Raw genomic sequence first — 18,716 nt, 5'->3', positions numbered from 1 at the left:
GAAAATAATGAATCAGAAAAAAATTTATGTGACAGGGCTTGGCCCTGGCAATGCAGACCACATGACAGGGGCTGCACTGGCTTCCATGGCCGATGCGGATATTGTCGTGGGTTATAAAACCTATATCGATTTAATTAAAGATCTGGACTGTGTCCAGGGCAAAACCCTGAAAGCGTCCGGCATGCGCAAGGAAGTCGACCGCTGCCAGGAATGTCTGGACTTGGCCCTGGAAGGCAAAACGGTGACTTTGGTCAGTTCCGGAGACGCCGGGGTTTACGGCATGGCCGGCATCATGCTGGAACTGGTTGAAAAACAGAAGGCCGACGTGGAAGTGGAAGTGGTGCCGGGGATTTCAGCCGTCAACGCAGCCGCTTCTATTCTGGGGGCACCGCTGATGCACGATTATGCCGTGATTTCCCTGTCCAACTTGTTAACTGACTGGGAACTGATCAAGAAGCGCATCCGCTGCGCCGGCGAAGGCGACTTCGTCATCGCCCTGTACAATCCGAAAAGTAAGGGGCGTCCGACCAATATCAACACCTGTCAGGAAATCCTGCTTCAGGTGAAAGATCCCAAGACGCCGGTGGGCATCGTTCAGAACGCCATGCGGGACGGCCAGAAAAAATGCATCACGACGCTGGATCAGATGTGCGATCAAGAAATCAACATGTTTTCTCTCGTCATCATCGGTAATTCTAAGACTTACGTCACAGATGACGGCCAGACGATGATCACACCCAGGGGGTACACCCTTTGATTTTCGTCGAAGGCGGCACCGCCGATGGCCGTGAGGCGGCGGAGCAGCTGTCGGCTCGCGGCATGGATGTGATCTATTCGTCCATCTCCAATTACAACGCACCGAAACAGAACACACACCTAAAGTGGCACATCGGCACGATGGATGGCGACGCCCTTGAAGCTTTTTTGAAGGCTAACGCTGTCACGGTCTTTGTCGACGGCACACACCCTTACGCAAAGGCGGCGTCAGTCAACGCCATGGCCGCGTGTCAAGCGGTGGGGCTTCGCTACATTCGTCTTGAACGGCCGGGAATCAGTGCGATGACGCCGGAATTTCAGCGTATCGTTCGGCATTTTCCAGATTACGACACCATGGTCGCCTACCTGAAAGACGCCCCGGGCAATATCCTGGCGACGACAGGCAGCCGGGAGCTGGCGCATTATCAGCCCCTTGACAAAGAGCGGCTCTACATTCGGGTGCTGCCAACCTCCGGCGTGCTCGCAAAATGCGAAGACCTAGGCTACAAGCCCAATCATATCGCCGCGATGCAAGGGCCGTTTTCAAAGGCAATGAACGTGGCGATGATCGAGAACTTCGATATTCATTTCGTGACGACGAAAGACTCCGGCGATATCGGCGGTGTGACGGATAAAATTGCGGCAGCAGAAGCGTGTGGCGCGGAAATGCTCTGCGTCGATCGTCCGGCGCTGGATTATCCGGAAATCGTCACCGATGCAGGCGAGCTGATGAGCCAGCTTTAGAGAGAAGAACAACAAACGAAAAAATAGATCGAGGAGATAGAATGGGAAAGCAAGCTAAAAAAATTATGTTTCAGGGCACCGGCTCGTCGGTAGGGAAAAGCCTGATCTGTGCGGCAATGTGCCGCATTTTTAACGACATGGGCATGACGGTCAGACCTTTCAAGGCGCAGAACATGGCATTGAATTCGTTCATCACTAAGGACGGAAAAGAGATGGGCCGCGCCCAGGTGACACAGGCCGAATGCGCCCGGGTCGAACCGGATGTCCGAATGAATCCCGTTCTGCTCAAGCCCAATTCGGATGTGGGATCTCAAGTGATCTTAAACGGTGTTGCCGAATTCAACATGGATGCGGCAGAATATCACCGATACAAAAGCCAGTTGACGGACGTCGTCATGGACGCCTATAATACGCTGGCCAATGAGGCGGATGTCATCGTCATCGAAGGCGCCGGCAGCCCGGCGGAAATTAATCTTCGAGACAACGACATTGTCAACATGGGGCTGGCGGAAATGATCGATGCACCGGTCGTACTCGTCGGGGATATTGACCGCGGCGGCGTCTTCGCATCCATTTACGGCACGATCAAGCTGCTGCCGCCGGAAGAACAGGCACGCTTCGCCGGGTATCTGATCAACAAATTCCGAGGCGACGTTGAATTGTTAAAGCCCGGGATCGAAATGATGAATCCGATGCTCCACGTGCCCTGTCTCGGCGTCGTGCCCTACACGCGGGTTGTAATCGACGATGAAGACTCTGTGACCGAGCGCTGGTACGGCACCCACGAGGGGCAAATCAAAATCGGGGTTGTCCGTCTGCGCCACGTTTCAAATTTCACCGATGTGACAGTTTTTGACATGTATCCGGAAGTTTCGGTCGAATATTACAAAAACGAACGGGAAATCGAACGGGCCGAACCGGATCTGCTTGTGATCCCGGGATCGAAGAACACCATTGATGACGTCAAACACCTGAAGATGTCAAAGATGGCCGATGCGATCATCAAAAAGCACGAGGAAGGGGTGCCGGTAGTGGGCATTTGCGGTGGCTACCAGATCATCGGCAAGACCATTTCCGATCCGCACCACGTTGAATCTCAGGCGGATATCATCGAAGGGCTTGGTTTGCTCGATATCGACACCGAACTCGAGGAAACAAAGACGACCACCCAGGAAACCGGAACAATGCTCAACGGCTTCCTCGACATCGACCCGAACGACAAAAATGTGCGCGGCTATGAAATTCACATGGGACAGTCCCTGCCGAGGACAGCGGAAACGAAGCCCTTTGCAAAGTTGGCTGACGGGCGGTACGACGGCGCGGTATCGCCGGATAAAACTGTCGTTGGGACCTACCTCCACGGCATTTTTGATAACGACGAGCTGCGGGAAGGTTTGCTCAATCAAATTAAGGCGAAGAAGCACATGGAAGCTGGAAAGGTGCACGACTATCAAGCCTTTAAAGAAAGCCAATACGATTTACTGGCTCAAACGGTCAAAGCAGCAGTCGATATGGACCAGATCATGGCCATTCTCGACGGGAGCCAGACACATTGATGGGTAGCTCTGTGCCTTATTTGTGGTGGATGCTGTTGATTCTCGGCGCAGTGGCATTGGATTGGATTGTCGGCGATCCGGTGAAAATCCCCCATCCGATTGTTTGGATTGGAAAATGTATCGGCGGGCTGACCAAAAGGCTGAACACTACCCCAGAAATCAAAAGTAAATCCCGAGCAAAGGGACTTTTGATGTGGGTGGTCGTCATCGTCCTGACCGGTGCAGTGAGCGCCGGGGTGCAGTGGCTATGTCTGAAAATTCACCCGGTGCTGTTTGTCGTGGTGACCTTATGGTTTCTCGGGACGACGCTCGCGGAAAAGAGCCTGCGTCAGGCGGTTGAAGGCGTGGTAAAAGCGCTGGAAGCCGGCGATTTAGAACAAGCGCGGGTGCAGGTGGGCTACCTTTGCGGACGGGACACCAGCGCGCTTTCGGAACACGATGTCATTCGTGCAACGGTGGAGACGACGGCAGAGAATACGATCGACGGGATTCTCGCGCCGATGTTTTACATGCTGGTCGGTATGGTTCTTCAGCATTTTCTTTGGTTTCTTTCACCGCTGACGCTGGCAATGGTCTACAAGGCAGTGAACACGATGGATTCGATGACGGGTTACCTGCAAAAGCCCTACACGCATTACGGCTATTTTCCGGCGAAGCTCGATGACGCCTTCAATTTTCCCATCGCGCGTCTCGGCTCGTGGATGATGCTGATCGCCGGTGCGGCGCTTGGGTTTGATTTTAAGAATGGCGTGCGCGTCTACAAGCGGGACCACAGGATGCACAAAAGTCCCAACGCCGGCCATCCCGAATCGGCAGCTGCTGGACTTTTGCGGGTCCAGATTGGCGGCACCAATATTTATTTCGGCCAAGTGGTGGAGAAGCCGACCATCGGCGACGCGGATACGCCGCTGACGGCCGACACCGTGCGTCAGAGTTTAAAGATCATGACCGGGTCGGAAATGGTCTTTGCGGTATTGGCTACGGCCGTATATATTGTCTCAATATTTTTTCAATTGCGGTAGGCTGTGTAAAATGAGAGAGAAGAGGAGAATAATATGAATCGTCACGGAGGATATCAGGGCGACCGTTCAGGGATGCTGGACTTTTCAGTCAACATCAACCCACTGGGTATGCCGCCCCACTTGAAATACGCGCTGGAGGATGCCCTCGGCGATCTTGGACGCTACCCAGAGCCGGATGGCAGGCGGCACAAAAAACGCCTGGCCCGCCGCTTGGGCGTTGCGGACGACTGGGTGATCCTCGGCAACGGCGGCATTGAGCTGATTTATCTATACGCGATGGCTTTTTCCGGTGGCACTGCCGTCATCGTCGTACCGACGTTTAACGAATACGCCGAAGCCTTGACAGCGGCAGGGTGGGAACTTCGGCTGTGGCAGACCGATTGGGAATCTCGATTCCGCTTGGACACCGACGCCTTTGCCGATTACATCTGCCAGACGAAGCCCGACGCGGTTTTTCTCTGCAATCCTAACAATCCCACCGGCGTTGCTTATTCGCCGATGTACATCGGCTCGCTCATCGACCACTGTCCGAATACAGTGCAGTGGTTCATTGACGAATCCTTCGTGGGCTTTTCATCAAAGGAATCCTGCTTTTCTCTGGTGGACGGCAATCGAAACGTGGTGCTGCTGCGCTCGATGACGAAATTTTTTGGCATTCCGGGACTGCGCCTTGGCTATGCGGTTGGGCAGCCGCAAATCATTTCAGAGATGGCGGCGATTCAGATGCCCTGGAGCGTCAATACGCTGGCGCTGACGGCGCTGGACACGGTATTTGAGGATCAGAAATACATCGAGGATACAAAATCCTATACCAGCCGGGAACGGCACCGGGTGCGCGTTGCGCTGTCGGCGCTTCCGGGACTCGAGGTCTTGCCATCCGGAGCGGATTTTCATTTATTCCGGTTGAAGAAGGGGACAGCGGCAGATCTCAACGCGCTGCTCGAAACGCAGAAAATTTATATCCGGACCTGCGAAGATTTTGTGGGGCTTGGCGATGCGTATTTTCGAGCCGCCGTCAAGAAAAAAGACGAAAACGATCGATTGATTGCGGCACTGACGGCCATCTTGACGAGTCAGGCCTATGAGGACAAATAAAGGGGGAGACATGGCCATTACATTGGTGACAGGGGGCGCGCGCAGCGGCAAGAGCCGCTACGCCGAAAAACAAGTATTCATTTCAGAGGCGGCGGGCCGGTCACCGGTCGCCTATATTGCGACAGCCATTCCTTTCGATGACGGGATGAAAGACCGCATCGCCCACCATCGGGCGAGACGCCCAGCGCGTTGGGCCACGATTGAACAATACAGCGCATTCCACACGCTGATGCAGCAGCCGGCTTTTGCAGAAGCGGAGACGGTGCTTTTCGACTGTTTAACGGTGATGATCACCAATCAGATGATGGCCCTCGAAAAGGATTGGGATCACATTTCGATGGGCAGGGCAGGCGAGGTTGAAGACCATATTCTGGCGGACGTGAAGGATTTGATTCACGCCCTTCGAACGAAAAAGGAAGCTTATATTGTGACCAATGAAGTCGGAATGGGGCTCGTCCCGGCTTACCGGATGGGCAATCTATTTCGGGATATCGCCGGGCGGGTCAACCAGATGGTGGCCGCCGAGGCGGACCGCGTTGTGTTCTGCGTTTCGGGGATTCCGATGGTTATCAAAGGATCAGGCGCGGAACCCTTTGAGAAAATATAAACGTGTGCTGAGCAGGCTGAATTATAAGCCTGCTTTTTTTGCTTATGTGTGATAAAGAAGCAATAGAAGTGCAAAAAATTTTGCCGTTCCTATCCGACACTTGGCCATTGTGTCGGATAGGTCGGGCGGTTATTCGGGCAAGTCAATCTTGCCGACAAAGCTGTAATAAATCTCAATGTCCTGCCTGCGGGTGCCGTTCTCATCATAGCTGCACTCATGCACCACAATTTTCTCGATCATTTCCCGCAAGAGAGTGGGGGTCAGTTCTTCAAAGGCAAGGTGCTTGCGGACAATGCCCATAAATTTCTCGGCGTTGACGGTAGCTGCCTGTGACTTGTCCAGTTCGGCTTGCAGGGCGGCGGCTCTCTTTTTCAGCTCCGCTTGCTCGGCTTCGTAGTCAGCCGACAGTTCCATGAAACGCTCATCGCTGATTTTGCCGTTTACATTGTCCTCATACAGCCGCTTGATAATGCGGCTGATTTCAGAAATGCGTTCCTGCGCCTGTTCAAGCTGCTTGATGGCTGCGGCGGTCTTTCGCTTGCCGCCGATCTCGTTCTGCTGGACAAGTAGTTTCACAAACCGGCTCTCATGCTTGGCTGCGTATTCGGTCACTTGCCGGAGATTTGCCAGGACACCAGCGGTCAACAGATCGGTGCGGATAAAGTGCGCCGTACAGTTGCGGGTGCGCTTCTTGTAGCTGCCGCAGATGTAGCAGTCCTGTTTGCGGTCTTTGTTCTGATACCGCTGCTGATACAGCACATGGCCGCAGTCGGCGCAGAACAAAATCCCGGAGAACAGCCCCACTTCATCGTAGCGGTTCGGGCGTTTGCGCTGTTTGCGTAACTCCTGCACCCGTTCCCATGTTTCCTTGTCGATGATCGGCTCATGGTGGTTCTCGAAAATGGCCTGCTTCTCGACGGGGTTCTCTATGCTGTGCTTGACCTTATAAGAAGGCTTTTCCGTTTTGAAGTTCACCAGACATCCGGTGTACTCTCGGTTTTCGAGGATATGAACGACGGTGTTGGTCGCCCATTTGCACTCATAGCCTGGGTGATAACGGCGGGTGCTGCCTGTCCGCTGATATTCCAGCGTCCCCGGCGTGGGGATTTGCTGCTCCGTCAGCATACGGGCAATCTTGGTCGGGCCGTTCCCGGCAAGGCAAAGCTGGTAAATCTGCTGCACCACCGGGGCGGCTTCCTCGTCTATAATAAAATTCTCGTCCTCGTCCATCACATAGCCGTAAACCGGCTTGCTGGTAACAGGCTTGCCGCTCATGCCTTTTGACTTTTTCACTGCCTTGATTTTCTTGCTCGTATCTCTCACCAGCCATTCATTGAACAGATTTCGCAGCGGGGTAAAATCGTTGTCCATGCCCTCGCTGGCACTGTCCACATTATCGTTGACAGCGATAAAACGCACACCCTTTTGAGGGAACAGCATTTCCGTGTAAAACCCTACCTGCAAGTAGTTTCGCCCTAACCGGCTCATGTCCTTGACGATGACCGTACCCACTTTCCCGGCTTCAATGTCCGCAAGCATGGCTTGAAATCCGGGCCGCTGGAAGTTCGCGCCGGAAAAACCGTCGTCGGTGTACCAGCGCAGATTGGTAAAGCCGTTCTGTTTTGCGTAGGTTTCGAGTATCCTTTTTTGGTTCGATATGGAATTACTCTCGCCTTGCAATTCATCCTCGTGGGACAATCTCGGATAAAGGGCGGTAATGAGGTTTTGGGTGGCTTGTCTTAACATAAAATCCTCCGTTTCCGACAGCCAGCCCCACTATTCCGTGGTTTCATTGTACCACGGAACGGCGGGGGCTGTACAGCGGCAAAAGCGTTAAATTTGCTTCTTTACAGCTTTTCAATTTTCCGATTTTTATGGTATGGGTTGTCGTCCCATATTTGCAGTAGAAAAGTTCATAACTCCGTGGTATACTCTGATTTAACAAAAAAATCAGAAGTTAAAGGAGAAAACATGAAGTATACAATAGATGAATTAACCGCGGCCAAAAGGCAAATTGATTCAACTCTGCACAAGCTAAGAGAAACAGTAAAAACATTTGAATCAAAGGATAATTCCGAGCGTTATAAATCACAAATCACATTGGCAAAGAGAAGAATAAAAGCCTTTGAAATTGCAAATTATTTTATAGAGAATGAGATTAAGAATTGCTAAAGCACTTCCGATTTTCGTTCCAGCGGTCATGCTCCCTGGCATGGCCGCTTTTCCATGCCCCGGTTCACGCCGGATAAGTCGGCTCCTGTGTAGCAGCGGCTTCCGCTTCCAGTACCCGCGCCATTTTGTCGGCGGCTGTGGTTGTGGTGTCTTTCTTGAAATAGCCGGACACGACAAGGACGGAATTGCCCATGCGGATTTCCGTCACACAGTCAGGGCGGCGGGTGGTGCGGGTGTCGTGCTGCTTGTTATCTGCCATAGGCAATACTCCTTTCAGTCGGTAATCAGTTTCTTCATGCTCTCCATTTTCCGCTTGGCGGTTTCCTGCCGGAAGTTGTCGCCGGTAAAGCGTACCGGGACGCACATGGAAAGCAGGCGGTCATAAATCCGGGAATGGGCGGTGTCCTCCGGGTTGTGCAGGTCGTCCAGCGTAAGGTTGGTCGTGACGATCAGCGGCTTGCCGCTGCGGTAACGGCTGTCAATCACATTGAACACCTGTTCCAGCCCGTATTCCGTCCCGCGTTCCATGCCGAAGTCGTCAAGGATCAGCAGCGGATAACGACAAAGGCGGGAAATGTACTCGTTGCGCCCCTCAAAGCTGGCGGCAAGGTCATTGAGGATAAGAGCAAAGTTCGTCATGCGGATGGGGATTTCTTTCTCCATGAGGGCGTTTGCGATACAGCCTGCAAGGTAGCTTTTGCCGGTGCCTACGCCGCCCCAGAACAGGCAGCCGATATTGTCTGTCCGCATATCTTCCCAATGCTCCACATACCGGCGGGCAAGCCCGGTCTGCGGGTTCCTGCCGTTGTCGTTCTCGAAAGTCCAGTCCCGCATGGTGGGGTCGGTAAAGCCCCGGCGTTTCAGTTCTTCCACGGTGTCAAGGTGTCTGCGCCGCTTTTCGGCGGCTTCCCGTTCCTCGCGGGCGGTTCTCTGGCAGTCGCACTCTGCCGGGTGGCGGTCGCGCCCGAAGATAGCGGCCTTATCCGGCGCAAAATAGGCTTCTTTCGGCTTGCGGCACTTGCCGCAGTACAGTAAACCGTCCTCGCCGGTGTAGTCCTCCGGCTCCGGGATGGTGGTCGTCATATTCTCCAAAACCGCGTTGATTTCATTCTTCATAAACTCTCGCCCTCCTTGCATGAGTAGTCTGGTATGCCCTTTTTAGGGGCTTCCTTTTTGTCGTTCCCCGCCCATATCCGCAGGGCGGCGGCATAGTTCTGGTAGCTTTTCCCGTTGGCGGCAAGGTAGCGGCTCATTTCCTCGATGAACCGTTCCAGCCTGTCAGGGTACTCTGCCTGCAACTCGTCGTATTCGGTCTGTGACAGAAAAATATTTCCATATCGGCCATAGGGCGCGGACGGCCCCCCACTCACTCCCTTTGTTTGGCTCTCTGTAAGGTTGTTTATAGTAGTTTGGTTAGGGGACGGTTTTCCGACCATCATAAGGTCGGTTTTCTGACCATCAGTAGGACGGTTTTCCGGCTCTATGAGGGGCGGACTTCCGGCCATCAGTTGGTCTGAAAACTGTACCTGTGGCACTGGCGGTACTTTGACATAAAGCCGGTTCGGTGCGGAGAAGCCGCCCCGTTCCCGTTCCAACAGCCCCGCCGTGTCCAGTTCATTAAGCGCCCCCTTGATGGTGGTGCTGCCTTTATCCAGTATTTCTGCTATCTCCGCGATGGGATAGATAATATAAATCCTGCCCTCGTCGTCCAGCCACTTGTTTTTCTGGGAGAGGGTGGAACGGTCTAACAGCAGCGAATACAGCAGCTTGGCGGTCTGTGAAATCTCCATTTTCAGCAGGAAACGGGGATACGGCAGATAGGCGGGCAGCCGCGTGTCTGCCCTGATATAATCAGCGATAGGATCACCTCCCTGTGTTCGGGTTGATTTTGGCGTATTGTCACGCATTAAAACGCCGTTTCCGGGGGAAAAGGATAAATGTATCGCGTACCCTTTGACACCCACGAAAAAAGCCTTGATTTATGCGGGTTTGAAAGGCTCTAAAGCGTGACATCTCTGCCTTTGTTTCCGCTTTCTCTCGGCGGCTTTGATTTTCTTCATGCGCCCGGCGCAGTCGGGGCAGTATTTTCCCCGGTTGGATTTGGGGACAAAGGCCGCCCCGCAGACGGCACACCGTTTCCGGCTTCCCCGGCACAAGAGGGCTGCGGCCAGCTCCCCGTCAAGGGGCAGGACAGCCACACGGAACCAGTGGCACATGAGGGAAAAGGAAATGCTCTGGACGCACACGCAAGGCTCCCCGTCGTCCAATAGCAGGCAGTTCCCCTCATCGTAGTTACAGCACTCATGTACCAGCCGCCGCGCCCGCCGGTGCTGGCGGTAGTCCATGTGGGGCAGGTTATCGCTCATGGCTCTGCTCCTTTCTGCGGTGCGGCTCGTCCCGGCGCAAAATCTGGTCGATGTTCCGCTTGACGGTCTGCAACTCCTTGAACCGCTGTTTCTGTTCGTGATAGGTGTTATACAGGCCGTCTTTCTCGGAGATAAGCTGCTCGATCTCGGCCTGCAACGCTTTCCGGGCGGGCAGCTTGGTAATGCCATGCGCCTTGAAATACCGGGCTGCTGCGTCGGCTATGATAAAATCGCTCTCATGGGCCTGCCGGTATGCGGCGCGGGCTTTCTCGGATTTCTGTGCCCGCAGCCCGTCGCGGGCGGCCTTGGTCTGGGCGTAGGCCAACACCTGCCGCTGCAACTTCTTTTTCCCTTGCAGCTTCGTTTCCAGTGCTTTCAGTTCGCCGCTGGTCTGGCGCATTTTCTGATAGGCGGTGTCAACGGCGGCTTCTAACTGCTCCGGGGAAGTAAAGCCGTATTGCTGGTAGACGGACAGCGTTTTGGCGGCCTGCTTCAGATTGTGTATCTTCGCCCAGCGTTCATAGCCCCGGCCTTTGCCCTCGGCCATTTTCTGCTCAATGTCCACAAGCCGCTGCACTCCGTCCTGTTTCGGGGCGGCTATCTCGGCTCTGGCAACCTGCAAGCGGTCTTTTATGGTGCGTGGGGGATCGGGGGATCTGGCTGGCGCTTCGGCTGCTCTGGCGGCGTTTTGCTCTAAAACGGCAAAGACAGCGGCGCGGTCAAAATCGTCGCCCAGCTTCCGGGCGGTAATTGGCTTTGTCCTGTCCGGCGTGAGGTAGGAAAGCCGCCCCCGGCTCTCCTTGACGGTCACACCCTCCTGCAGCAACAGAGAGGAAAACTCGTCAAAGCTGGCGGCGGTGGCAAGGGCTTTCCGTAGGGTCTGCCGCAGCTTCTCCTTGTTCGTTTCAAACTTGGTCTGCCGGGGCGTGATACTATCGGCAATCATGGGGGCGTTCTGCTTGTCCAGCGCGGCCTGTCCCTTTTTCTGCGCCCAATACTCCCGGTCGGTGACGCGGTTCTTGCTGCCGTTCAAGAGGTCGATTTGATAAAGCCCCTCCCGGTGGCACATCTCCATGACTTCGGATTTGAAGTAGCGCAGGGCAGCGTCGGTACATCGGTGCTTGCAGCCGACTTTCGTATCGGCCGGCCTGTCCATGTAGGGCAGGAACGGCACTTCCTCAATCCGCAGGCTGTTTATGACGATATGCACATGAATGTTGCCGCTGTGGTTATGCCCGTCCGGGTGGGTGCAGACAAGGGCCTGGTGGCCGGGAAAATGCTCTTTACAGAATTGTTCCCCCAACGCCTGCGCCCGGTCTACGGTCAGGCCGTTGTCCGGCCCGTCCCGCGGGTCAAAGCTGATGATGTAGTGGTGGCTTTTCACATCTTCCCGCCGCTGGTTTTTCTGATAGCGGAGATTGGCCCGCATACACGCAACGGCAAAATCCTCCCCGTCGCAGTTCAGCGTGGACAGCCGGTAGTCCTCGCGGGGGATAAGCCTGCCGGTTTCATCAAGGACGGGCTTCATGGTAAACTCGTCATGCTCAAAGAGAAGATATTGCTCGGCGGCTCCGTAGTCGGCGTTTTTAGAGTTGATATGCTTGAGTGTTGCCAACCGCGTCACCTACTTTCTTGAGGACTTCATACTTGAGGACGGCAAGGTCGGATATGGCGGCGCGTACCTCGCCGGAAAGGGTGTTGTAGGGTACGCCGTATTCGTTCAGATACCGGGCAATCTGATTGAGGTTGCCGCCGATCCTGCCGTACTCGGCTGTCAGCTTCCCGACAGCGGAAAGCAACTCGTCATTGACCGGCGACACATGGACAACCGGGCGTATGGTCGCCCGCCGTATCGCCTGCCGGAGAAATTCGGACTGGCTGATACCATAGGGCGCAAGCCGCGCTGTGAAGTCGGCATACTCATCTTCGGACAGCCGGGTTTTCACAACGCGGCTGCGGTGGGGCGTGTTGTATTTCTTTCGCATGGTGTGACCTCCTTTCTCGCCCGTAAGGGCGCATGAGCAGGGTTTGGGGAAGGCACTCCCCAACAAGTTTCCCGCGAGGGGCAAAACTGCAGAATTGCGGATTTTGGCACCGTGGTAGAAACTTGCTCTCCGTGACTGCAAACTTTCTCTCACTTCCGTCCGCCACTTTTTTGGAAAACTGCAACCACAAAAGTTTGTTTCTCTTTTTCTGCTACTACTAATCCTGTAAAGGGCATTCCTGCCCGCTTTCGCTAAAATGACACCGGACGCAGTGGTTTCTACCCGGTGTTGGAGAAATCCTTTCTCTTTGCCCTCTACTACGGGTAAATGCTCCAAATGCCAAACACCAGGGCAGAAAAATTCCCTCCTCGCTTACTACTACAACCGGCAGGGGGCAAAATGGCCGGGAGCGGAGCCGGACAACAAAAAAAGCAGTAAATCTTTTTCAAGACTTACTGCTTTCGCTGGCCGCGTCGGTGGCGGCTGGTATTCAGTTTTTATGACTTGTCCGGTGGTTCGTCAAGCCGGAACTTGAATTGACAGTCAATTAACCGCTGCTTTACATAGTCCTCCACCTCGGCGTTGACCTGCCCGTTCACTTTTGAGAAATAGCGGATATATCCGGCATAGTGGGAAAGAATGGTGTCGATTGCGTCCGGGTCGCCCTCACGGGCTTTGAGGATTGTTTCATAGGGGAGAAGTCTACTCATACCGGCTCACCCCCATTTCTTCGCGTAGCCGCTGCAAGGCAAGCTGGATATGCCGCCCCGCTGTGCTGCGTGACCGGCCAATACACGCGCCGATCACGCGCTGCGGCTGGCGCAGAAAGTAATAGCGCAGGATTTCTTCCCGCGTCTGCTCCGGCAAAACAGAGATCGCGTCGGCAAGGGCGGCGTTGCAGAGCAGGACGGTCTGACCGCAGACGGTAAATGGGTATTCCTCGTCCGGCTCCGACGCGGCAAACTGGACAAACTTCTCGTTCATCAGATAGTCAAGGGAAACTTGCCGTTCCCATTGCCGTTTAAGCTTCAAAATCTTGTCCAAGGCGGCACAGCGGATAACAGTCTTGCAAAAGGCGTTGTACCTGCGCTGGATATATTCTTGATAGGCTATCTGGTCGGTCATGGAAATTCCCCTTTCTGAATAATAGTGCGGGGCGGTGGCACTTCTTGCTGTCGCCCCTTGATTGCCTACCAGCAAAGGCGGGCGGGGCTGTCAACGGCTGCGCATATGCGCCGTTCATCTTGACCGTTGACTGGCTCGGCTGGGTTTGCTATTTACCCGACAAACTTGAATTTATTTTAAGCTATCACGTTTTACCTTCTTAAGCCTTACTATCATTACCATAGGAATTTCTTTGTTGGTTTTAAAACATTCTTCATAAAATCCATCAATGACAAATCCAGCTCTAAAACAAAGGTTAAAAATATCTTGTATGGAACGATGATAATAAATCTGCTCTTTCGGTTGCCCTTCAATCGCTATATCATAGTAACTGTGCGGTGTCATATATTTTTCAGTCAACGTGACAAAACAAGGGTGTTGCGTTGCAAAGACAAAAATTCCGCTTTCCTGCAACAGTTCATAAACAGCCATAAGAAGTGGTTCAATATCCGTAATATCCATAATTGCCATATTAGAAACTGCTTTCGTAAAGGCTCGATTTCTTTTTAATTCTAATATACTTTTTCTATCGGTCGCATCCGCCACACAAAATTCAATTTGTTTTGCATATTGTGATTGCCGTCTTTTAGCCAATTCTATCATTTTTTTGCTGTAATCAAAAGCGACAACCGAAGCGCCTCTTTGTGCAAGATACGAAGAATAATTTCCATTGCCACACGCAATATCCAAAATGTAATCCGCAGGATTAGGAGATAGAAGTTCCGTTACTTTGGGACGCACTACCTCTCTGTGAAATTCATTAGATTCGTCACCCATTGCATTATCCCAAAATTGTGCGTTCTCCTCCCAGATTTTTTTACTTTCCTCTGTTCCCATGTTCTCTCCCACTCCCCAAATTTGCTTTTTTGCTTCCATTAAATCTTCCTTACTATATTCCATTGTTACCCTCCATAACTTCTGATTGTTGCCGTCTTGACGATTATGTATCTTTACATTACCTTCTGAAACATATAGCGCACCTTGTCCAGGCGGCTGTTTGGACGGCGGGGCTGGATGACTGGCTTGCCGACAGCGGCCTGATACCCTTTCAGTTCTGTAAGGCATACGCTCTGCCCGTTGGTGTAAAAGGCCAGATCAGTACGGTATGCCTGTATACAGCGGGCGGGAATCTCGCCAGTAAAGACAACTTCATCCTTTTTTACCTGGACCGTTTCGATGGTGGCACAGTACTTTGGTGCGTCATTATAAGCCCGTGAAAGATATTCCTGCGGTGCAAAAAGGGTAAAGGAAAGGTATGGTTCCAACAGTTGTGTCCCTGCTTTTTTCAATGCCTGTTCCAATACAATCGGGGCCAATGAGCGGAAGTCCGCCGGCGTGCTGACCGGACTGTAATAAAGCCCGTATTCAAAGCAAATCTTACAGTCCGTTACGTTCCAGCCGAACAAGCCCTGCTCCAGCCCGTAACGGATACCATCCCTGACAGCGTTTTGAAAACTCTGGTTCAAGTATCCCAGCGAAACCCGGCTCTCGTATTGTACACCGGAGCCAAGCGGGAGTGGTGTAACAGACAGTCCGATGGATGCCCAAAACGGGTTGGGCGGCACCTCGATATGGATGGTGTGGCTGGCTGCTTTGAGCGGCCGCTCCATATAAATGACGGTGGGTTCCTTTACCACTGTTTCAAGCTTGTATTTTTCCGACAGCAAAGCGGAAACAACCTCCAACTGCACCCGGCCCAAAAAAGAAAGAATGATCTCATGGGTGATGGAATCCACCTCGCAGCGCAAAAGCGGGTCAGTATCCGCAAGTTGCGTAAGAGCGTCCAGCAGCCGTTCTCTTTGCGCTGCCGTTTTCGGCGCAATCGACGTCCGCAGCATGGGGAGGGGGTCCTCACGCCACCTTTTACGAGGGAGCCGGGTTGGGTCCCCTAATACATCGTTTAACCTCACGCTGTCGCTGGGAAGGATAACAATTTCACCCGGATAAGCGGTGTCTGTCCGAACAATTTCCCCTTTGGATGGAATACGCATCTCTGTGATTTTCAGCTTTTCTCTCCCGGCCAGGGCCACCGTATCCCGCAGGCGCAGCGTTCCGCTGTATAGCCGTAGATAGACACGCCGCTGGCCGCAATCTGTATACTCCACCTTGAAAACGCTGCCGCATAGGGCGGCGCTCCCCTGTTCCCCAATCGGTTGGAACAGCCCTGTCACCGCATCCATCAACGGTTGAATGCCAAGGCCCTTTTTGGCGCTGCCATAATAGACCGGGAACAGGGAGGCGTCTTGAACCCGCCGCTGTTCCTCCCGCACAAGTTTTTCCCGGCTGATTGGTTCTCCTGCGATATACTTTTCCAATAATTTATCGTTATTTTCGATGACCGCATCCCATGCTTCTATGTCGGTATTTTCCTCCAGGACTATTTCCGGGGACAGCGACACCGTCTGCTTGATGATAATATCGGCGGAGAGCTTATCCCGAACAGACTGAACCACGCTCTGCAAATCAACGCCAGCCTGGTCGATCTTGTTGATAAAGATAACGGTGGGAATGTTCATTTTCCGCAGGGCATGGAACAGAATACGGGTCTGGGCCTGCACGCCATCTTTAGCGGAGATCACCAAGATGGCCCCATCTAAAACAGCCAAAGAGCGGTACACCTCCGCCAAAAAATCCATGTGGCCGGGCGTATCCACAATGTTGACTTTACATCTGTGCCACTGGAAGGAAGTGACTGCCGCTTGAATGGTAATCCCACGCTGCCGCTCCAAAAACATGGTGTCCGTCCTCGTTGTCCCTTTTTCGACGCTCCCCGGTTCTGAAATGGCTCCGCTGGCATATAGCAGGCTCTCCGTCAAGGTCGTCTTTCCAGCGTCTACATGGGCAAGAATTCCAATATTGATTATTTTCATGTGATTGTCCTCCCTTTACTGCCCCGAAGGGCATAAAAATCCCCAGCAGTAAAATACTTTTACCACTGGGGATGATAATTTGCGGACATACACATATACAGCATACACCTGTTTGTGAATGCTGTTTTTTGGATATGTCAAAATTGATAAGGCAAAAGTATTCTTAAATTGGGTACAAAAAACCAAGCCCCCACAAAAGGAACTATCATAATCCTTTGTTCCCACTATTTGATTATAGTTTTATTTAAGAATACCTTGCCGCATATTTTTTACTCCTTTTCTGGAATGGAACTATTATATCACATCAGTTTTAGGAAAGAAAGTACCTAAAAGAAATTTTTCTTCCCCTTATATGTAATAATCATACCGGCTTCCTGGCGTTCAGAATGGTTTCTGCTGTCTGCTGTGGTGTTTGGTTGGAATTGTCCAGCCAAAAGCCGATCCGTGGTGTTGTCTGCATTTTACTAAATACAAATTCAATGTATACAGAAAGATATAAGGAGTGGGAGGGATTCCGCCGTAGTCGGCATTGTAGGAAAATCCAAAAGTTTAGATTTTCTCAAAATGCTTATCTTTTGGTCTTTGGTTCGGAATAGTGTAGTGCTGGCGGTCTATCTATTGTTTTCGGTTGCTTGCTTCTTTACCGTACATGAGCATTTGTTGAAAGAATGAAACCCATTTTTTTAGAAAAAACAATAAATGTAAATTGTCCTCAGGTGATATGATAGAAATCACAACATTGTATACAATATAAGTTTTAAAACGCAGTAATGATCATAAAAACGAAAGAAGGTTCTTGTCATGAGTTTTAATCCGGTTACAAAGGAATTGGTCGATGCGCTGCTCGACGCATTGGGTGAACACAAGGTTAAACAGGATCCAGATATTCTGCAGTCTTACCAGACCGATCAAGAAGGGGATCCCAAGTATCACCACATGCCGGAGCTGGTCGTCTTTCCAGAATCGACGGAAGAAGTCGCAAAGGTGGTCCGGCTGGCCAATCAATACAAGGTGCCGATTACACCGAGAAGCGGCGGCACTTCAGTCTCCCGCGGGGCCATTCCGGTGTACCACGGCATTGTACTGGTGCTGACGAAAATGAATCACATCTTAAAGCTGGATGCGGACAATTTGTACGCGGTGGTGGAAACCGGCGTCTACACCTCTGATCTGCAGAATGCGGCCAAGGCTAAGGGCTTGATTTACGCAGGGGATCCGTGCTCGGCGACCAGCTGCATGATCGGCGGCAACGTCGCGACCAATGCCGGCGGCGACCGCGCGGTTAAATACGGCGTCACTCGGGATCAGATTTACGCCATGAAAATCGTAACGCCGACCGGCGACATTGTGACAGTCGGAAAGCGGACGAAGAAAAACGCCTGCGGCTACGCCCTCGAACAGCTGATGATCGGTTCAGAAGGGACATTGGGCATCATCACGGAAATCACGGTCAAGCTCCTGCCGCTTCCGAAATACCGCCAGGATGTGGTCGCGGTCTTCCGGGACAATGCGAAGGCGCTGCGTCTGCCTAACCGATTGACCCGGGAAGGCATTGTGGCGATGAGCATGGAATATTTGGATTACAAGGCGATTCAAGCGGTGGCGGAATATTTAGATGTGACGGCGCCCTTTGCAGAAGATTTCTGCGTCTACGTGATCATGACCATTGAAACCTACAACGAAGCCTACATGGACGAACAGCTGGTGACCATCGACGAAGTGGCGCGGGAAATGGGCGCAGAAGATGTGCGCATTATCGAACCGAAGTCGACGATATGGAATCTGCGTAAAAATTTCGGCGAAGCGGCGAGAGAAGCGAGCCCGAAATATTATCAGGAAGATTTCGTTGTGCCGCTGGACAAAATCATCGATGTGATGGAAGCCATTCCGACCTTTGAAAAGAAGCACGGTATCCCGACGATTACCTGCGCGCACATCGGCGACGGCAACATCCACACGGCGCTTATGAATTACGATTTTGACGACGACGAATGGAAACAAAAGGTCGAAGCCTTTCACGACGATGTTTACCCGCTGGTCTACAGCGTGGGCGGCACCATGTCCGGTGAACACGGCATCGGCTACAAGCGGGTCGCTGATTTTGAAAAATACACCGATCCGGCGGAATTCAAGATGATGCAGGCCATTAAAAAAGCCCTCGATCCCAACGACATTCTCAACCCTGGGAAAATTTTTGATTTGGAACAGAAATAAACGAACAGCGATCGCGGCGCGCCTCTGACGGCGCGCCGTCAGACTGTAGACAAACGAGGCTCTGAGAAAATACTCAGGAGCCTCGTTTGATTTAATATCAAGCTGCAATTTGTAGATTTATAAATTGAAATCGAAATATAGGACGATTCGGTCCTGAGTGGTTCT

At 52.5% G+C, this 18,716-nt stretch carries 19 protein-coding genes; 8 read left to right on the top strand and 11 right to left on the bottom strand.

What is annotated here, in order from left to right; all coding sequences use genetic code 11:
- Positions 1 to 7 precede the first annotated feature (7 nt).
- From cobJ to cobU, 6 genes are read left to right on the top strand one after another with little or no spacing between them, the layout of a single operon-like run.
- Complete coding sequence (gene cobJ / locus FYJ52_RS08680) at positions 8 to 757, top strand: precorrin-3B C(17)-methyltransferase (protein WP_154576828.1); 750 nt, start codon at positions 8 to 10, stop codon at positions 755 to 757.
- The gene (gene cobK, locus FYJ52_RS08675) at positions 754 to 1,500 is read left to right on the top strand and encodes a precorrin-6A reductase (protein ID WP_154576827.1); all 747 of its coding nucleotides are present in this window, start codon (positions 754 to 756) and stop codon (positions 1,498 to 1,500) included. The genes cobJ and cobK overlap by 4 nt, the downstream gene beginning before the upstream one ends.
- 41 nt (positions 1,501 to 1,541) lie before the next feature.
- Positions 1,542 to 3,056, top strand: a complete 1,515-nt coding sequence (locus FYJ52_RS08670) for a cobyric acid synthase (protein ID WP_154576826.1) — start codon at positions 1,542 to 1,544, stop codon at positions 3,054 to 3,056.
- On the top strand, positions 3,056 to 4,078 hold the full coding sequence (gene cbiB / locus FYJ52_RS08665; RefSeq protein WP_154576825.1) for an adenosylcobinamide-phosphate synthase CbiB: 1,023 nt from the start codon (positions 3,056 to 3,058) through the stop codon (positions 4,076 to 4,078). The genes FYJ52_RS08670 and cbiB overlap by 1 nt, the downstream gene beginning before the upstream one ends.
- Before the next feature lie 33 nt (positions 4,079 to 4,111).
- On the top strand, positions 4,112 to 5,173 hold the full coding sequence (locus FYJ52_RS08660; RefSeq protein ID WP_154576824.1) for a pyridoxal phosphate-dependent aminotransferase: 1,062 nt from the start codon (positions 4,112 to 4,114) through the stop codon (positions 5,171 to 5,173).
- 10 nt (positions 5,174 to 5,183) lie between these two features.
- Entirely contained in the window at positions 5,184 to 5,780 is a 597-nt protein-coding gene (cobU, locus tag FYJ52_RS08655; RefSeq protein ID WP_154576823.1) for a bifunctional adenosylcobinamide kinase/adenosylcobinamide-phosphate guanylyltransferase, read from the top strand.
- A gap of 129 nt (positions 5,781 to 5,909) precedes the next feature.
- Here cobU and FYJ52_RS08650 read toward each other — a convergent pair whose 3' ends face one another.
- On the bottom strand, positions 5,910 to 7,526 hold the full coding sequence (locus FYJ52_RS08650) for a recombinase family protein (RefSeq protein WP_002596236.1): 1,617 nt from the start codon (positions 7,524 to 7,526) through the stop codon (positions 5,910 to 5,912).
- Between the two features lie 225 nt (positions 7,527 to 7,751).
- Between FYJ52_RS08650 and FYJ52_RS08645 the strand changes: the two genes are divergently transcribed.
- Positions 7,752 to 7,952, top strand: coding sequence for a hypothetical protein (locus FYJ52_RS08645; protein WP_002596235.1), 201 nt, complete (start codon positions 7,752 to 7,754; stop codon positions 7,950 to 7,952).
- A gap of 64 nt (positions 7,953 to 8,016) precedes the next feature.
- Here the strand turns inward: FYJ52_RS08645 and FYJ52_RS08640 are convergent, their stop codons facing one another.
- The 10 genes from FYJ52_RS08640 to tet(W) form a co-directional block, all read right to left on the bottom strand.
- On the bottom strand, positions 8,017 to 8,211 hold the full coding sequence (locus FYJ52_RS08640; RefSeq protein WP_002596234.1) for a transposon-encoded TnpW family protein: 195 nt from the start codon (positions 8,209 to 8,211) through the stop codon (positions 8,017 to 8,019).
- Positions 8,212 to 8,225: 14 nt separating this feature from the next.
- On the bottom strand, positions 8,226 to 9,068 hold the full coding sequence (locus tag FYJ52_RS08635) for an ATP-binding protein (RefSeq protein WP_154576822.1): 843 nt from the start codon (positions 9,066 to 9,068) through the stop codon (positions 8,226 to 8,228).
- Positions 9,065 to 9,916, bottom strand: a complete 852-nt coding sequence (locus tag FYJ52_RS08630) for a replication initiator protein A (protein WP_002596232.1) — start codon at positions 9,914 to 9,916, stop codon at positions 9,065 to 9,067. Before FYJ52_RS08630 ends, FYJ52_RS08635 begins: the two co-directional genes overlap by 4 nt.
- 15 nt (positions 9,917 to 9,931) lie before the next feature.
- Positions 9,932 to 10,318, bottom strand: a complete 387-nt coding sequence (locus FYJ52_RS08625) for a cysteine-rich VLP domain-containing protein (protein ID WP_002596231.1) — start codon at positions 10,316 to 10,318, stop codon at positions 9,932 to 9,934.
- Complete coding sequence (locus FYJ52_RS08620; protein ID WP_002596230.1) at positions 10,308 to 11,933, bottom strand: relaxase/mobilization nuclease domain-containing protein; 1,626 nt, start codon at positions 11,931 to 11,933, stop codon at positions 10,308 to 10,310. Before FYJ52_RS08620 ends, FYJ52_RS08625 begins: the two co-directional genes overlap by 11 nt.
- Positions 11,905 to 12,303 (bottom strand): plasmid mobilization protein, encoded by a 399-nt coding sequence (locus tag FYJ52_RS08615; protein ID WP_154576821.1) that lies wholly within the window; start codon positions 12,301 to 12,303, stop codon positions 11,905 to 11,907. Before FYJ52_RS08615 ends, FYJ52_RS08620 begins: the two co-directional genes overlap by 29 nt.
- 497 nt (positions 12,304 to 12,800) lie before the next feature.
- Positions 12,801 to 13,013 carry a helix-turn-helix domain-containing protein gene (locus FYJ52_RS08605; protein WP_154576820.1) on the bottom strand — a complete coding sequence of 71 codons (213 nt, stop codon included), beginning with the start codon at positions 13,011 to 13,013 and terminating at the stop codon, positions 12,801 to 12,803.
- Positions 13,006 to 13,428, bottom strand: coding sequence for a sigma-70 RNA polymerase sigma factor region 4 domain-containing protein (locus tag FYJ52_RS08600; protein ID WP_002586616.1), 423 nt, complete (start codon positions 13,426 to 13,428; stop codon positions 13,006 to 13,008). Before FYJ52_RS08600 ends, FYJ52_RS08605 begins: the two co-directional genes overlap by 8 nt.
- 171 nt (positions 13,429 to 13,599) lie before the next feature.
- On the bottom strand, positions 13,600 to 14,367 hold the full coding sequence (locus FYJ52_RS08595; RefSeq protein ID WP_002586626.1) for a class I SAM-dependent methyltransferase: 768 nt from the start codon (positions 14,365 to 14,367) through the stop codon (positions 13,600 to 13,602).
- Between the two features lie 50 nt (positions 14,368 to 14,417).
- Positions 14,418 to 16,337, bottom strand: a complete 1,920-nt coding sequence (gene tet(W) / locus FYJ52_RS08590; RefSeq protein ID WP_154576819.1) for a tetracycline resistance ribosomal protection protein Tet(W) — start codon at positions 16,335 to 16,337, stop codon at positions 14,418 to 14,420.
- 801 nt (positions 16,338 to 17,138) lie between these two features.
- On the opposite strand from tet(W), the gene FYJ52_RS08585 reads away from it, so the two are divergent.
- Positions 17,139 to 18,551 carry an FAD-binding oxidoreductase gene (locus FYJ52_RS08585; RefSeq protein WP_154576818.1) on the top strand — a complete coding sequence of 471 codons (1,413 nt, stop codon included), beginning with the start codon at positions 17,139 to 17,141 and terminating at the stop codon, positions 18,549 to 18,551.
- Positions 18,552 to 18,716: the final 165 nt, after the last annotated feature.

This window comes from Pseudoramibacter porci (assembly GCF_009696145.1).
GTDB lineage: Bacteria > Bacillota > Clostridia > Eubacteriales > Eubacteriaceae > Pseudoramibacter > Pseudoramibacter porci.
Note: the sequence above shows the minus strand (reverse complement) of the source record. Positions and strands in the feature narration are given on the sequence as shown.

Coding starts and splice junctions, on each gene's coding strand:
- FYJ52_RS08600 (WP_002586616.1), bottom strand. CDS start 13,428: ATGACCGACCAGATAGCCTATCAAGAATATATCCAGCGCAGGTACAAC.
- cbiB (WP_154576825.1), top strand. CDS start 3,056: ATGGGTAGCTCTGTGCCTTATTTGTGGTGGATGCTGTTGATTCTCGGC.
- FYJ52_RS08595 (WP_002586626.1), bottom strand. CDS start 14,367: ATGGAATATAGTAAGGAAGATTTAATGGAAGCAAAAAAGCAAATTTGG.
- FYJ52_RS08660 (WP_154576824.1), top strand. CDS start 4,112: ATGAATCGTCACGGAGGATATCAGGGCGACCGTTCAGGGATGCTGGAC.
- cobJ (WP_154576828.1), top strand. CDS start 8: ATGAATCAGAAAAAAATTTATGTGACAGGGCTTGGCCCTGGCAATGCA.
- FYJ52_RS08585 (WP_154576818.1), top strand. CDS start 17,139: ATGAGTTTTAATCCGGTTACAAAGGAATTGGTCGATGCGCTGCTCGAC.
- cobU (WP_154576823.1), top strand. CDS start 5,184: ATGGCCATTACATTGGTGACAGGGGGCGCGCGCAGCGGCAAGAGCCGC.
- FYJ52_RS08635 (WP_154576822.1), bottom strand. CDS start 9,068: ATGAAGAATGAAATCAACGCGGTTTTGGAGAATATGACGACCACCATC.
- FYJ52_RS08605 (WP_154576820.1), bottom strand. CDS start 13,013: ATGAGTAGACTTCTCCCCTATGAAACAATCCTCAAAGCCCGTGAGGGC.
- FYJ52_RS08670 (WP_154576826.1), top strand. CDS start 1,542: ATGGGAAAGCAAGCTAAAAAAATTATGTTTCAGGGCACCGGCTCGTCG.
- FYJ52_RS08650 (WP_002596236.1), bottom strand. CDS start 7,526: ATGTTAAGACAAGCCACCCAAAACCTCATTACCGCCCTTTATCCGAGA.
- FYJ52_RS08615 (WP_154576821.1), bottom strand. CDS start 12,303: ATGCGAAAGAAATACAACACGCCCCACCGCAGCCGCGTTGTGAAAACC.
- FYJ52_RS08640 (WP_002596234.1), bottom strand. CDS start 8,211: ATGGCAGATAACAAGCAGCACGACACCCGCACCACCCGCCGCCCTGAC.
- FYJ52_RS08645 (WP_002596235.1), top strand. CDS start 7,752: ATGAAGTATACAATAGATGAATTAACCGCGGCCAAAAGGCAAATTGAT.
- FYJ52_RS08625 (WP_002596231.1), bottom strand. CDS start 10,318: ATGAGCGATAACCTGCCCCACATGGACTACCGCCAGCACCGGCGGGCG.